The following is a 15,502-nucleotide window of genomic DNA, read 5'->3' as shown; positions in this document are numbered from 1 at the left end:
CAGGTAATACCTTTGTTCTACAAAAATACCCAAAATGAAATTACAATTGTGGCGCAATGCAACATTACTACTGAATATTGATGGAGTTTCTATTCTGGTAGATCCCATGCTCGGAGACAAAGGTTCGAGAGGAAAAATGCCAATGACAGACAGCGAATTACTCAATCCTCTCGTAGACCTGCCTTTTAATAAAGAAGAATTAAATAAAAAATTAAAAAGCGTAGATGCGGTGGCTGTAACCCATCTTCACCCTGATCATTGGGACGCTGCTGCTATTGAACTTCTTGACAAAAATATTCCGGTTATCTGCCCGGATGTCATTTCGGAACAAATTGCAGGTCAAGGTTTCACAAACATTATTGCCATTAATAATGATCCGGTTCAATTCAAAAATATTGAGATATCGACCACCAAAGGAAAGCATGGAACCGGAGAAATCGGAGAAAAAATGGGAATCGTGAATGGTTTTGTATTTAAAACAGACAATAAATCAGTATACATCGCAGGAGATACTATCTGGTATGATGAAATTGCTCAGGAAATCGCTAAACATCAGCCGCAACACATCATTGTCGCAGGAGGAGCCGCTACTTTTTCCATAGGAGATCCCATTATTATGACCAGTGAAGACATTCTGAAAGTCTGTGAATATGCTCCGGAGTCTGCTGTTTGGGTAACTCACCTTGAAGCCGTAAGCCATTGTACGGAAGACAGAAAATTTATTACGGAGAAAATCAATGAAAACGGACTGGAGAAGAGATGTTTTGTACTTGATGACGGTGAAGAAGCTGAATTAAAATTTTAATTAATAAAACTGTTTTAAAAGCAAAAAAAATAAAGACTGTCTCAAAAATCAAATAATTTGGCTTTTGCCATTGACTAAGTCAAATCTTCGATTTCTGACGAAAGAAGAATCTCATTGGCAACCACTTCATTTCATTCAGAATGACACTTTTGAGACAGTCTCTTTACCTTATGTCTTAATCTTCTACATATTTATTTCTCGCAGCCTTCATTCCGAAATAGAGCATTAACAGTACCGCAGAACTCAATAAATAAAATGAACTGTTCCAGGAAACATCCCAGTCATGCAGCTTACCGAATATTGGAGGTCCAAAAGCGGCAATCAGATATCCTACCGACTGTGCCATCCCTGATATTTTAACCGCGTTGATGCTGCTTTTCGTTCTTGTGGAAAAGAACAGAATGGATAAACTGAAAGACAATCCATTGGAAATCCCTATGATCACAGCATTTACGTAAATCCATTGAGACTTCAGGAAGACAAACATCATGGTACTTCCGAACATCAGAGTGCAGATAAAAAGGATCATAACTCTCTGATCTTTCATTTTGCTGGCAATAATCGGACAACAGAACGTAACAGGAATCATCGTAATCTGAATCACAAAAAATACCCAGCCGGAACTTTCTCCCTGCATATGAAAATCAGCAAGAAATGAAGGCAGCCATGCTACCAGACAATAATAAAATAAAGACTGCAGCCCCATAAAAATACTGATATTCCATGCCTGAGCAGATCTGAACATATTAAAATCTGAAGTACTGAGTGCCGTTTTGGGCTGATCAGGATTTCTTTTATTGAGAATGAGTTCCAATGATAAAACCAGAAAGCCCAATGCTGCGATCACCAGCCATATTCCCAGGGAGCCTTTCCATCCGAATCCTGTCCATTCTCCGATTTTCACGCTAAACCCCGAAGCCAGAGCTGCCGTAAGATTCATAGATACAGCAAAAATCCCTGTCATGAGGCCAATCTGTTTCGGAAAATTATTTTTAACATATCCAGGAGTAACTACATTACCAATGCATATTCCCAAGCCAATGAAGATAGAACCTAAAAATAAAAGCCAAAGAGATCCGCTGATTCTTAAAAATAAACCAAAGCTTAAAATAATCAGAGAATACATCAGCAGTTTACTGATCCCGAACTTATTGGAAAATCTGCTGACCAGCACAGAACAGGCTGCAAACATAAACAGTGGAATAGAAGTCAGTAAACTCACCTGAAAATTGTCCAGATTTAAGGCATCTCTTACTTCTCCCAACACAGGCGCAACTGCAACAATCGGGGAACGGAGATTGCTGGAAATCAATATAACGACCAGAACATTAATGATTAATAAAACATACGAAGCATTCTTTTTTACTTCATTCTTCATCATAATTAAACTTTTGTGCAAAATTAGCTTAGTAATTTTGTTTAATTTTGCCAAAATTTTAACCTAAAACGACATGAACGTGAACGACAGCATAAAAATAGATGAACTGAAGAAACCTTATTTCGTCTGGTTTGAAGAAAACTGGGTTCACGATGATGTATTTCACCACCATCAGAAAGGCCAACTGGTCTATGTGGAAAGCGGCTTCCAGTATATCACTATTGAGGAAAAAATCTATCTTCTTCCGCAGAATCACGCTGTATGGATTCCCCCGAATGCTATTCACAAAACGAATTCACATTCTGAAAAAATAAAATTGATGATCATGTTTGCAGATATCAGTACGGATAATCCTTTCTATCATGAGATCAATGTATTTTCCGTCCCTCCGGTTTTAAAAGAAATGATCAAATATTCCGAGAAATGGTCAAAGCTGATGAATTCAGATCATGATGAAAACATTTTTCTGAAAGCACTGTTTAACGAACTTCCAAGGTTTGTAGAGCATTCACTGACCCTTCACATCAGTCTTCCGAAAGACAAACGCCTTACCAAAGTCATAGAACATCTTCACAGCCATTACCGGAATGAAATCAAGATGGAAGATCTCAGTGACACAGCTCTTCTTTCTTTCCGTACACTGGAACGAATTTTCAAAAAAGAAACAGGACTTACTTTAAGCAAATACCAGCAGATGCTTCGCATCATTAAAAGTCTGGAATTTTTAAGCTCGGGCACTCTTACGGTTTCAGAAACGGCCTATGAAGTAGGGTATAAGAGTGTTCAGGCATTCACCAGAAGTTTTCAGGCTGTGATGCAGTTCAGGCCCACTGATTTCATTAAGACCATTCAATAAGCTTCAAAAAGCATTTAAAGCAGTTCAATATTCGATAAAAAAGGGAATTATTAACATTATAAAACTTCACACATTCCTTTATGTAAAAGCAATTAGCGATATTAAAAAAAGAAATATTTCACATTTCAATTATTTTTCCACTTCAATAGCCAATATTCGTTTATGATACAATTGAAAACAAAAAGGTCTCCATAAGTGGAGACCTTAAAAAAACACAAATGATGAAAAAAAATTATTTCGATTCACAAATATAAACAAAAATCATATTATGCAAAACATCGTAAGCTCATTTTTTTTAAAAATTATTTATTTTAAGTAAAAGTAATTATTTCCTAATTGTTTTTTATTTTCTTTAGGATTTATGAATTGACAATATAAATACACAGCCTGCAAAATATAATTCGCTGTTATATGAATTGTATGCCTGTTTTCTAACCAAAATAAGGAATTGCAAAAAGAAAAATGACCGCCGGAAAATAGATTATTTAAGTCCATAATCAAACAGGCGTTTACCTTTTTTGTGACCCTGCTCATAAAATTCAGAATAGATTTTGGATTAAATTGCTTAAAAACCTTATCATATGAGTCCAAAGATATTCAAAGGTGTTCCTGCACAAAAGTCCGGAGGTTTCCATGATACGGAAAGCAGAAAAGTATACAGGCAGGATTTGATTCCGCTGAAATTTACCATATTAAAAGAAAGATTTTTCTCAGTGAATCAATGGGAAAGTTATAGCGGTAAAGCATTCGCAGCATTTAAATTGTATGATTCTGATGGTAATGCGGTCAACAGGGAACCTCAGAAAGGAGATTTTATCCGGATTGACATTCCGGGGCCGGGAGAACCTGAAGCCAAAGGATATGACTGGGTAGAAGTTACAGATATTTGTTTCTATCAGGACACCTTTTCTGAAAGTATATCCATGACCTGCAGACCTTCCATAAATCCCCAGGATAAAAAAAACCGCCATATTGCTCATTTCTACGGTTCCGCAGCTACTTCTACCTTCATGATATCCAGAAGCCTTGATCATCTGAAAGCAGCAGTATACGGACGAAATGAAAGGCCAAATTTCAATGCAAAATTCCTTGATGTAATAAGAAATCTTTTCATTGCCATTCCCGGAATGTTTGGAGTTGCCAAAATACAATGGAAACAGCTTACCGATGGTTTTTTAGATTTTGATTAAAACCCTGTCCCTTTTTTGATCTAGATCAAAGTTTTGTGTTAGCTGTTCGGGGACCTTTGCACCCGAATATTTTAAACAAAATTTATGAGTACAACATTAGAAAAGGGGCAGACTATTAATTTCTACCAGGTGACCGCTCCGATTATTATTTCGGTATTTGGAGTTTACCTGACGATAGGAATTGCTTTGGGGGTACTTCCCAGGTTTGTTCAGAGCAGCTTAGGTTTTGACAGTATAATGGTGGGACTTGTTATTGGCCTTCAGTCCTTGTCAACACTTTTAACGCGGGCCTATTCCGGCAAAATCACAGATACAAAAGGAGCCAAGAAAAGAAAAATGTCCGGTGTGATACTGGCTGTGATTGCCGGAGCAGTTTATGTACTGGCTGTATTATTTCAGGCTCATCCACTGCTGGCACTTGCCTTTCTTTTACTGGCAAGAATTATTCATGGGGTAGGTGAAAGTTTTCTGGTTACAGGAGCATTAACCTGGGGAATAGGTCTCGTGGGACATTGCAGCTCAGGGAAAGTAATGACGTGGAACGGTATTGCTATGTATGCGGGAATTGCAATTGGAGCACCTATCAGCATCTGGCTAAGCAAAGAATATGATATTCTGCCTGCTTTTGTCCTTATTGCCTTACTTCCGGTGATAAGCTGGCTTTCCACCGCCAATCTTCCCTCTATTCCTGTAGATAAAGAGCATGTACGAACTCCTTTCTATAAGGTAATTAGTGCTATATCCGGACAGGGACTGAGTCTTGCTTTTTCATCAATGGCTTTTGGATGTATTGCTTCTTTTATTGCTTTATTTTTCTCACAGAAAAACTGGGGTGATGCTTCACTTGCCTTTATGATCTTCGGGGCATGCTATGTTCTGACCAGAATTCTATTTGCTTCTTTTCCAGATAAATACGGAGGTTTTACGATTGCTTTACTTTCTCTGATCATTGAAGTAGCAGGACAGCTGCTGATCTGGACGTCTGCATCCAAAATATTGGCCATTATCGGATGTGGATTGACGGGTGTTGGGTTTTCATTGGTTTTTCCAGCTCTGGGAGTGCTTGCAATCCAAAAAGTAAAACTCCAGATGAGAGGAACAGCATTGGGGGCGTATGTGGCTTTCGTTGACCTTTCACTAGGGCTGGCAGGACCTGTTGCAGGATTAATCGCAGGCTGGTTTGATTATCAGGCGGTGTATCTTTTCGGGGGCATCAGCTGTATAGTGTCTATCGTGATTCTACTAATTAATAAAAAATAAGAATGGAAAACTCTGTAATTGCTCAGGCAGAGCAGACAAAGAAAATACGCTCTGCATTTATCGTTAAAAACAAACAATATCTTACGCCTCACCTTATCCGTGTGGTATTTAAAATAAATGATAACCAGGCTGAATTATTAGTTAATGTACGCTCCGGTTCAAACAATAAAATATTTATACCGGCTGAAGAGGGAAGTGCTTCTATTATCAGAACCTATACCAACAGAAAAATTGATCTGGAAAAGCGCGAATTAATTATAGATTTCGTTGCCCATGGTGATAACGGACCTGCTTCTGCCTGGGCACTGAGAGCCAATCCGGGTGATATACTGGAAATAGGGATGAAAGAAAGTACAAGACCTTTAGTTCCTGATGCTGATTTTTATCTGCTGGCAGGGGATGCTACAGCGTTACCGGTCATCAGTGCCATAGCAGAACAGCTTCCGTCTTATGTAACAGCAAAGATAATATTGGAAGTTGCAGGCAGGGAAGATGAGCTTATTCTGTGTTCCGCCGCAGATATTTCGGTGGAATGGCTTCACAATCCTCATCCTGAAAACGGAAGTCAGCTTTCAGAAACAGTTAAATCTTTTCGGTTTCCACCTGGCGTTCTGAAAGAATATGTTTATATCGCAGCAGAATATACAACGGTGCAGGAACTTCGCACCTATTTTAAAACAAATCTGAAATGGGACACCCATGCCATGTATGCCTGTTCCTATTGGAGAGCAGGGCAGGCGGAAGGGAAATCGTCCGAAAGCACATAAGAAGCCGGAACAGCAGTAATTTTTTAATATATTTATTGCTAAATTTGCTGTGACTGATTTAAATAAATGGAAGACGTATTAGTTTCATATATTAAAAGCAAAATATCAATAACAGATGAAGAATTGAAAGTTATTCTTTCTTATTTCAAACCTGTCAAATTAAAGAAGAACGAGCTTCTCGTTACCAATGTTCACTCTCCTAAGAAAACATTCTTTGTTGTAAAAGGCTGTTTACGGATATTTTATATTAATAAGGAGGGACAGGATTCTACAAGATATTTTGCTTTTGAAAATCAGTTTGCCACAGCACTTCATACCTTTATTACTTCAGAACCTTCGGATGAGCTTCTTCAGGCTGTAGAAGATTCGGAGGTATACTATATTACCCACCAGGATTTTTATCATTTACTGGACATTATTCCTCAGTGGGAAAAATTTTACAGAATTTATATTGAAATTGCCTGTATTGCCAACACAAAAAGACTGATGTCTTTTATGGTGCAGGATGCTCTTGAAAAATACAAACAGCTACTGGAAGAAAATCCGATTATTGTACGCCGGCTTTCTAATAAAATGGTGGCTTCCTATCTAAATATTTCACAGGAAACACTGAGCAGACTGAAATCCAGAATTTAATTTTTGTTTGGTGAATCTAACATTATTTGGAATAACTATTATTTATTTAAACCATTTTTAAACTGGATTAAATTCTCAAAAATTTAATACTACAGCCTTCTCAGGAAAAATTTAAGCCTTATATTTGCACCAATGTTAAAATGGTTCTCCATATTATGCTCAATGATGTATGTGCTGGCTACCACCAATGCGGGGGAAGTACTGAAGGTGCCTATGTTTGTTGAACATTTCATGGAATACCATGGGAGTCTTTCAGAATTTGTCATGGAACATTATGATAACCACAAGCAGGATTCTGACTGGGATACAGACCAGAAGCTGCCGTTTATCAATCCTCCTATTGTACTGACTGTACATGCCCAGCTTCCGGAACTGACATTTGAAATAAAAAAAACTAAGGAGATTACGGTTTCAAAGAAAACCAGTATCTATAAGGAAAAAGATTTTTCCCATCAGTACCTTTCTCAGATTTTCCAGCCTCCGCGGCTTTCTTAATTGATTCTATACTGAAATTGCTTTAGTCTTAAAGCAGTCCATTTATTATTACATATCAATTTAACCTGTTGTGCATGATAACGTTGTTTATGATGTATTACTAACTTTATTTTCTTAAGATATAATGATGAGGCCGGAAGGTTTTCAGTCGCTGTCTGTGAATAAATAAAGACTTCATTCAGGAACGTTTTGCCTCCGGGTTATCCATTAATAGTTTTTTCATGTTAAATAAAATTATTGAGTTTTCTGTAAAGAATAAACTCATCGTTGCTCTGTTTACAGTGGGGCTTGTACTTTTTGGGATCTACGAAACCACGAAACTTCCTATTGATGCTCAGCCGGATATCACCAATAATCAGGTTCAGATCATTACAACGGCGCCTTCTTACGGTGCGGCAGATATAGAACGGCTTGTTACGTTTCCTATTGAACAGGCTACCAGCAATATCAGCGGAATTACAGAGCTGAGAAGCTTTTCACGTTTCGGACTTTCATTAGTGACTGTAGTTTTTGATGATAATACCGATGTGTATTGGGCCGTCAGCAGGTTCAGGAACGTTTACAGCTTGTTCAGGATAATATCCCGGCAGGAATTGGCAAGCCGGAATTAGGACCTATTTCCACCGGGCTGGGAGAAATTTTCCAGTATGTGGTAAGAGCCAAAAAAGGCTATGAAAATATATATGACGAAACGGAACTTAGGACAATCCAGGACTGGGTGGTCAGAAGGCAGCTTCTTGGGACCAAAGGAGTGGCAGATGTCAGCAGTTTCGGAGGAAAACTGAAACAGTACGAAATTGCCATTAATCCCAATCAGCTTCAGGCATTTAATATCAATATCAATGATGTTTTTGCTGCTCTGGAGAAAAACAACCAGAATACGGGAGGAGCTTATATTGAAAAGAAGGAAACAGTTTTGTTCATCCGAAGTGAGGGGCTTCTGGGAAGTACGGAAGATATCGGGAACATTCAGGTAGCGGAAACCCGGGAAGGCATTCCAGTGCATATCAAAGATGTAGCCTCCGTAAAGATCGGTTATGCGACAAGGTATGGTGCTATGACCTATAATGATACCGGAGAAGTATCCGGAGCTATCGTTCTGATGCTGAAAGGGGAGAATGCCAATGTTGTGATCGGAAATATTAAAGAAAGACTGGAAAAAATTCAGGAATCATTACCGGAAGGAGTCGTCATTGAGCCTTTCCTTGACCGTGCCAAAATGGTAAACAATACAATCAGTACGGTAAAAACAAACCTGATGGAAGGTGCACTGATCGTGGTTTTCATTCTTGTCTTATTTTTAGGAAACTTCAGGGCAGGATTACTGGTAGCTTCTGTAATTCCTTTGGCTATGCTTTTCGCCATTATCATGATGAACATCTTTGGTGTGGGAGGGAACCTGATGAGCCTTGGAGCACTTGATTTCGGGCTTATCGTAGATGGAGCCGTCATCATCGTAGAAGCAGTGCTGCACCAGCTCGCCCACAAAAAACATTTCGGGAAAGACAATATGCTCAGCAAAAAGGAAATGGATGACCAGGTTTCAGGCTCGGCTACCAGGATGGTTAACAGTGCTGTTTTCGGACAGATCATTATTTTAATTGTATATCTTCCGATTTTTACACTTCAGGGGATTGAAGGAAAGATGTTCAAGCCTATGGCACAGAAGGTTGCTTTTGCGCTGATCGGTGCATTTATACTTTCTCTCACTTATATTCCGATGATGAGTTCTTTGGTATTAAGCAGAAAAAAGAAAGAAAAAGAAAACATTTCAGACCGTGTCATGGGTAAAGTGGAAACAGGCCACCAAAAGCTCCTGATGAAAACACTTAAATACAGAAAAACAATAATCCTGAGCGTGCTGATCCTTTTTGCAGGTGCCGTTTTTACCCTTTCCAGAATGGGAGGAGAGTTTATTCCGTCATTGGAAGAAGGTGACTTTGCCGTTGAAATGAGAATCCTCCAGGGAAGCAACATCAACGAAACAAAAAAAGCAACTACGCAGGCCGGGCACATCCTTTTAACACAGTTTCCCGAAGTGGAAAAAGTAGTGACCAAAATCGGTAGTGCTGAAATTCCCACAGAGCCTATGCCCATGGATGCCGGGGATATTATCATTGTTTTAAAGCCTAAAAAGGAATGGACCTCTGCCAAAACATTTCCGGAGCTTTCTGATAAAATGAGTAAAGCATTAAGCGTTATTCCGGGATTGACAACCAGCTTCCAGTTTCCTGTACAAATGCGTTTCAATGAGCTGATGACGGGAGCAAGACAGGATGTGGTTTGCAAGATTTATGGTGAAGATCTGGACAGCCTTGCTTTGTATGCAAAAAAGATGGGAAGCATCATCAATACAGTGAAAGGTGCCCAGGATCTTTATATTGAACCAGTGGTAGGCGCTCCACAGGTTGTTATTGATTATAACCGTTCTGAACTGTCCCGTTATAATATTTCAGTGGCAGATATCAACAGGGTGATCAACATGGCTTTTGCAGGCCAGACCGCAGGCGCTTTATATGAAGGTGAGAAGAAGTTTGATATTGTTGTCCGAATGGATAATGAACATAAAAAAGATATTACAAGCATTCAAAATCTTCTGGTTCCTACCACTTCCGGGGAACAGATTCCTTTATCACAGCTGGCTAAAGTAGAACTTAAAAACAGTCCGAACCAGATTCAGAGGGAAGATACAAAAAGGAGAATCATTGTAGGTTTTAATGTAAGAGGAAGAGATGTTCAGAGCATTGTGGAAGAACTTCAGCAAAAAGCAGGCAAAAGCCTCAAACTGTCACCCGGATATACCGTTTCATATGGAGGCGCTTTTGAAAATCTGAATGAAGCTAAAGCCAGACTTGAAGTGGCTGTTCCTATTTCATTAGTAATGATTTTCCTTTTATTATTCTTTGCCTTCGGTTCTGTAAAACACAGCTTACTGATCTACACCGCCATTCCGTTGTCTGCCATCGGAGGAGTTTATTTTCTGGCATTGAGAAGGATGCCTTTCAGCATCAGTGCAGGCGTGGGATTCATTGCGTTATTCGGAGTTGCAGTGCTTAATGGAATTGTTTTGATATCAGAGTTTAACCGATTGAAAAAGAACGGAATAACCAACACCAGCAGAATTGTACTGATGGGAACAAAAATCAGGCTTCGCCCGGTTTTGATGACAGCTTTTGTAGCTTCTTTAGGGGTCCTTCCTATGGCCATCAGCAATGGTGCGGGAGCGGAAGTACAGAGACCTTTGGCAACCGTAGTAATCGGAGGTTTGATGCTTGCAACCCTTTTAACCTTGTTTGTACTCCCTATTCTGTACGTCCTTTTTGAACATATTAATAAAAATAAAATGAAATTCTCTAAAAAATCCAACTATAAAAAACTGTCTGTTTTCTTACTGATGATCACCTTTGGAAGTTATCAGGCCCAGGAAAATATTACTTACGACCAGGCTTTGGAAAAAGCATACCTGCAAAATGGCACTCTTAAAAACTCAAAATTAGTATCAGATTATCAGGAAAAGCTGAAAGCCAGCTATCTGGATATTCCACAGCTCGAAGTTACCGGAGGGTTTGGGCAGATTCAGGGTGAGGAAACCGATAATTCATTCGGAATTTCTCAACGATTCAGCTTTCCGACAGTATATTCAAAAAGGAAGCAGATGCTGGATACCGAATGGTCTGCCAGTATTATCAATCAGAATCTGACAAAGGCACAGCTTACCAAGGAAGTGACAGATGTTTTCTACAGAATATTGGTCCTTCAGGAAAAGAAAAAAGTGCTGGAATACATCAGCCAGCTGTACAGTAATTTTGCCGATAAAGCAGGATTAAGATTAAAAAAAGGAGAAGCCAATATCCTGGAAGAATCCACAGCAGAAATCCAGAAAGAACAGGTAAAAGTTCAGCTGAATACTCTTGAAAATGATCTGAACATAGCAAAACTTCAGCTTCAACTGTTACTTCAATCCGAAATGCCTTACCAACCCATAGCTGATAAACCAACGATAAATATGGGTCTTCAGATCTCTGAAGAAATGGTAAAGCAGCATCCGGAGCTACAGTATCTGCAGCAACAGATCAAAGTAGGAGAAGCAGAAGTACAGCTGGAAAAAAGCAGACTGCTTCCTGATCTCCTTGTGGGATATACCAACCAGAGTATGAAAAATATCAATAATAACCGTTTCAACTCCGTTCAGGTGGGTGTAGGAATTCCTTTATTTACAAAAGGACAAAGAGCTTTGGCAAAAGCAGCACAGGCAAAAATTGCCATCTCCGAAAACCAGTACAGAAGAAAAGAAATTGAGCTTAAAAACAGGTTAAACCAACAGCTGGCCAATTATATGAATCAACAGCGGATCATTGAAAATTATGAACAAAAACAGCTTCCAAAATCTGAAACGATTTTAAAAACAGCGCAGAAACAGATGGAAGTGGGGGAAATTGATTACCTGAATTGGGTAATCCTCGTGAACCAGGCCGTAAAAACCAAAGCAGATTATATTGACCAGCTGGAAAAGCTTAATCAGACCGGAGCAGAACTTCAATTCTTAATTTCAAAATAATAACGTCATGCATTTCAAGAATATATCTCTATACAGCCTTGCTCTAACCCTCACTTTATCTTCATGCTCAGGAAAGAAAGAGGAAGAAAAAACGGTTTACGAAAACACAAAATTCGCTAAAAACAATGAAAATACAGTCCATCTTACTGAAAAACAGATTCAGTCTGTAGGATTGACAACCACCACGGTTCAGGACAGAAATATGGAAAAGCTCGTGAGACTGAATGGGAAAGCAGAAATTGCACCATCTCACATCAGTTTGGTTTCCAGTATTATGGGAGGGCATATCAAGTCTATCAATGTAATTAATGGAAGTCATTTCAGCAAAGGACGGGTGCTTGCTGTGGTAGAGGATCCGCAGTTTATACAGCTCCAGCAGGATTATCTGGTGACAAAAGCTCAGCTCGAAGCGGCAAGACTGAATTATAACCGCCAGAAAGATCTCAATACCAGCAAAGCCAGCAGTGATAAAACGATGCAGACCGCTCAGGCAGAATATTCTACTCTGAATGCTACGTTAAAAGGTCTTGAGGAAAAGCTCAGAATCATTGGAATTAATGCCAAGGGGCTGAGTACAGGAAATATCAGAAGCAAGATTAATATCTATGCTCCGTTTACGGGTTTTGTGAGCAAAATTCTTGTGAATAACGGACAATATATCAACCCGTCAGATACTTTATTTGAGCTGATTAATCCGGCCGGATTATTGTTAGAATTAAAGGTTTTTGAAAATGATGTAAATGATGTAAAAGTCGGGCAGGAAATTCTGGTCTACAACAATCAGAATCCGGGCGTTAAGTCAAATGCAAAGATTATCAGTGTAGTTCCAAGCATCGAAAACGGAGGTTCGGCAACTGCGGTAGCCAGATTATCATCTGTAAATACTGAATTTGTAAAAGGCATGTACGTGAATGCCGAAGTCAATATCAGCAGCCGCTATACCCAGGGACTTCCCAACGAAGCAGTAGTTTCTTTTGAAAACAAAAATTATGTTTTTGAAGATCTTGGAAAATCCAGTTATAAAATGATTCCTGTAGCAGTCGGAATTTCAGATGATCAGTTTACGGAAATCTTAAAAGCTGATGTCTTAAAGGATAAGAAAATTGTACAGAAAGGAGCTTACAGCCTTCTGATGATGCTTAAAAACAAAGCGGAATAATTAAAGTGAAACCACAAAAGTCACAAAAGCTTTTATTTTGAAACACTTTAGTACACTTAACCAAGCTGAAATAATGAAGCTGAAAATTTCCATAAGCGAAAATCAAAGATTTTCAAAAACTTAGGTGTACTTATATGTTTAAGTAAGCTTCTTATGAAAAATTTAAGTGTAAAAAACTTTTGTGACTTTTACGGTTAAAATAAAACATACAAGAAGAAAAGATCAGTTGGATAACTGATCTTTTTATTTGACCAAATTGAAAAAAAATGATATTTGACATGTTTTTTCACATACAAAGTATTATTTAATGCATAATTCATTTTAAAATAATATTTTTATAGTAGTGAATAGTTGTAAAGGATTTTTAGATAAAATAAAAGAACTTTTATCAAAACTTTATGACAAAAAAACCTTTGCACAATTTCCATATTCCGGTAATGGGACTGGCTTATACAATAGACAGCCCGATTCGTGTTGCGCAGTATGGAATATCTTCTGTGATCTCCATCATTGATGATGAAATCCTTGAGAAGATGAAGAACTTTTACAATAAAAAGTTCAATCTTGACTATTTCGGTATCTCTGCAAAAACAGAAGATTACAGAGCCAGAAGAATTACAGCCTATCTGGATATGGTGGATGATATCGTGAATGAAAAATTTGAATCTTTCAAACAGGAAATCAGCAGAAATAAAGAGGCATTGAAAGACTTTATGGCTATGCTTCCCAATACTTCAGACCTCAAAAACAGCCTTCAAAGCCTTATCCATCAGAAAGACAACTGGAGTTCCCAGATTAAAAGTTTCATTGAATCCAATTTAAATCCCGGAAGTATTGATGTCAATATCATGACGAAAGTAGATAAAGATAATTATCATCAGAATGAACAGCTTCCGGTCATGTATAACGACGCTCACGCTTCTCTTCGCGGGTTTGCCAAAAGCAAGCTTTCATCATCGGTCGTACTTTCTGCTGGAATGAATCCTCGCCTATATAGCTACATGGAAGAATTTGAAGATTTTTTCCCGGATAAAAACGGAAAGATCAAAAAGAAAATCATTCTTAAAGTGAGTGACTTCCGTTCTGCCATGATCCAGGGAAATTTCCTGGCCAAAAAAGGATTGTGGGTTTCAGAATACAGGATAGAATCCGGACTGAATTGCGGAGGCCATGCCTTTGCTACCGAAGGGATGCTTCTCGGACCGATTATGGAAGAATTCAGGCAGAAAAAAAACGATCTTATACAATCCGCCCATTCCTTAATGGCAGCAGCTCTGGAGCAAAAAGGAAAACCTGTGGTGTCTGAGCCTTTAGAAATGAAAATTACCGTTCAGGGTGGAGTAGGAACATCCGAGGAACATGAGTTCTTATTAACCAATTATAATGTTGACAGCGTAGGTTGGGGATCACCCTTTTTACTGGTACCTGAAGCTACTTCTGTAGATTCCGAAACCCGTAATCTGCTTGTACAATCAAAAGAACAGGATTTCTATCTGAGCAATATTTCGCCATTGGGAGTACCTTTCAACACCGTAAAAGGAACTTCTAATGAAAAACTGAAATATGAAAAAGAATCAAAAGGCAAATATGGAAGTTCATGTCCTAAAAAGCTGCTCGCTTTGAGTAAAGAATTTTCTCCGGAAGGAACCTGCACAGCTTCCAGAAAGTATCAGGATATCAAACTGAAAGAACTTTATAGTGAAAAAGAAACGCTGACAGAGGCGGAATTTGAAAAAAGAAAGGCTGCAATCACATAAAGCCTGTCTGTGTGTGGGACTTGTGAATGCCGCTTATATGGAACAAAACCTTGAAATCAAAGGCGAAAAGCAAGGTGTTGTGATATGTCCCGGACCCAATATTGCCTTTTTTGATAAGGAAGTGTCTCTTTCAGACATGGTAAAACATATTTATGGGAATACCAATATTCTTCCGGATAACTACCGTCCAAATATGTTCATCAACGAATTGAAAATGTACGTGGATTATCTGAGAAAGGAAATTACAGATTCATCATTACAGATCACCCATTCACAAACCAGGAAATGGAATACTTTCAGGAAAAATCTACTCGAAGGTATAGATTATTATCATGATCTTTTTACAAACTCTTCATATTTCAGAAATGAATTATCTGTGATCAATCTTCAGCTGGAAGAATACAAACTTCAGCTTATAGCCATTGAGATTCCACAGGTTGAAAAATAACTATAGTGAGAATATTTTTGTTGGAAAAACGCAAAGGCGCAAAGATTAGTGAAATTATCAGGCAATTTAAGGCACAGAAAAATCAAAGATTTTCAGCAAGTGTATATCTGATTTCTGCGATACACAATTTTTATTGGAGATAAAATCTCTGCGGCTTAGATTTTTTGCGCTCTTGCGTTTTCCAACATTTTTA

9 protein-coding genes and 2 pseudogenes are annotated in these 15,502 nt (G+C 38.5%); 10 read left to right on the top strand and 1 reads right to left on the bottom strand.

What is annotated here, in order from left to right:
• Window positions 1-34 precede the first annotated feature (34 nt).
• Entirely contained in the window at window positions 35-805 is a 771-nt protein-coding gene (locus ACE3RB_RS02320) for an MBL fold metallo-hydrolase (protein ID WP_374462709.1), read from the top strand.
• Between the two features lie 175 nt (window positions 806-980).
• On the opposite strand, the gene ACE3RB_RS02315 is transcribed toward ACE3RB_RS02320, so the two are convergent.
• The gene (locus tag ACE3RB_RS02315) at window positions 981-2,186 is read right to left on the bottom strand and encodes a CynX/NimT family MFS transporter (RefSeq protein ID WP_374462708.1); all 1,206 of its coding nucleotides are present in this window, start codon (window positions 2,184-2,186) and stop codon (window positions 981-983) included.
• Window positions 2,187-2,256: 70 nt separating this feature from the next.
• On the opposite strand from ACE3RB_RS02315, the gene ACE3RB_RS02310 reads away from it, so the two are divergent.
• The 9 genes and pseudogenes from ACE3RB_RS02310 (at window position 2,257) to ACE3RB_RS02270 (ending at window position 15,309) form a co-directional block, all read left to right on the top strand.
• Window positions 2,257-3,039 carry a helix-turn-helix domain-containing protein gene (locus ACE3RB_RS02310; protein WP_374462707.1) on the top strand — a complete coding sequence of 261 codons (783 nt, stop codon included), beginning with the start codon at window positions 2,257-2,259 and terminating at the stop codon, window positions 3,037-3,039.
• Between the two features lie 581 nt (window positions 3,040-3,620).
• The gene (locus ACE3RB_RS02305) at window positions 3,621-4,229 is read left to right on the top strand and encodes a hypothetical protein (protein WP_374462706.1); all 609 of its coding nucleotides are present in this window, start codon (window positions 3,621-3,623) and stop codon (window positions 4,227-4,229) included.
• Window positions 4,230-4,313: 84 nt separating this feature from the next.
• Window positions 4,314-5,489 (top strand): MFS transporter, encoded by a 1,176-nt coding sequence (locus ACE3RB_RS02300; protein WP_374462705.1) that lies wholly within the window; start codon window positions 4,314-4,316, stop codon window positions 5,487-5,489.
• A gap of 2 nt (window positions 5,490-5,491) precedes the next feature.
• Complete coding sequence (locus ACE3RB_RS02295; RefSeq protein ID WP_374462704.1) at window positions 5,492-6,256, top strand: siderophore-interacting protein; 765 nt, start codon at window positions 5,492-5,494, stop codon at window positions 6,254-6,256.
• Between the two features lie 66 nt (window positions 6,257-6,322).
• Window positions 6,323-6,892 carry a Crp/Fnr family transcriptional regulator gene (locus ACE3RB_RS02290; RefSeq protein WP_374462703.1) on the top strand — a complete coding sequence of 190 codons (570 nt, stop codon included), beginning with the start codon at window positions 6,323-6,325 and terminating at the stop codon, window positions 6,890-6,892.
• Between the two features lie 132 nt (window positions 6,893-7,024).
• Window positions 7,025-7,387: a hypothetical protein gene (locus ACE3RB_RS02285; RefSeq protein ID WP_374462702.1), complete on the top strand. Its 363-nt coding sequence runs from the start codon at window positions 7,025-7,027 to the stop codon at window positions 7,385-7,387.
• 221 nt (window positions 7,388-7,608) lie between these two features.
• Window positions 7,609-11,945: pseudogene (locus ACE3RB_RS02280) on the top strand (CusA/CzcA family heavy metal efflux RND transporter).
• A gap of 7 nt (window positions 11,946-11,952) precedes the next feature.
• Window positions 11,953-13,104 carry an efflux RND transporter periplasmic adaptor subunit gene (locus ACE3RB_RS02275; RefSeq protein ID WP_374462701.1) on the top strand — a complete coding sequence of 384 codons (1,152 nt, stop codon included), beginning with the start codon at window positions 11,953-11,955 and terminating at the stop codon, window positions 13,102-13,104.
• Between the two features lie 398 nt (window positions 13,105-13,502).
• Window positions 13,503-15,309 (top strand): annotated as a pseudogene (locus ACE3RB_RS02270) (hypothetical protein).
• The last annotated feature ends 193 nt before the right edge of the window (window positions 15,310-15,502 follow it).

The organism is Chryseobacterium sp., from assembly GCF_041914225.1.
Classification (GTDB): Bacteria; Bacteroidota; Bacteroidia; order Flavobacteriales; family Weeksellaceae; genus Chryseobacterium.
The sequence above is the reverse complement of the archived record's forward strand: the minus strand, read 5'-3'. Positions and strand labels throughout refer to the sequence as shown.

Coding starts and splice junctions, on each gene's coding strand:
- ACE3RB_RS02320 (WP_374462709.1), top strand. CDS start 35: ATGAAATTACAATTGTGGCGCAATGCAACATTACTACTGAATATTGAT.
- ACE3RB_RS02315 (WP_374462708.1), bottom strand. CDS start 2,186: ATGATGAAGAATGAAGTAAAAAAGAATGCTTCGTATGTTTTATTAATC.
- ACE3RB_RS02310 (WP_374462707.1), top strand. CDS start 2,257: ATGAACGTGAACGACAGCATAAAAATAGATGAACTGAAGAAACCTTAT.
- ACE3RB_RS02305 (WP_374462706.1), top strand. CDS start 3,621: ATGAGTCCAAAGATATTCAAAGGTGTTCCTGCACAAAAGTCCGGAGGT.
- ACE3RB_RS02300 (WP_374462705.1), top strand. CDS start 4,314: ATGAGTACAACATTAGAAAAGGGGCAGACTATTAATTTCTACCAGGTG.
- ACE3RB_RS02295 (WP_374462704.1), top strand. CDS start 5,492: ATGGAAAACTCTGTAATTGCTCAGGCAGAGCAGACAAAGAAAATACGC.
- ACE3RB_RS02290 (WP_374462703.1), top strand. CDS start 6,323: ATGGAAGACGTATTAGTTTCATATATTAAAAGCAAAATATCAATAACA.
- ACE3RB_RS02285 (WP_374462702.1), top strand. CDS start 7,025: ATGTTAAAATGGTTCTCCATATTATGCTCAATGATGTATGTGCTGGCT.
- ACE3RB_RS02275 (WP_374462701.1), top strand. CDS start 11,953: ATGCATTTCAAGAATATATCTCTATACAGCCTTGCTCTAACCCTCACT.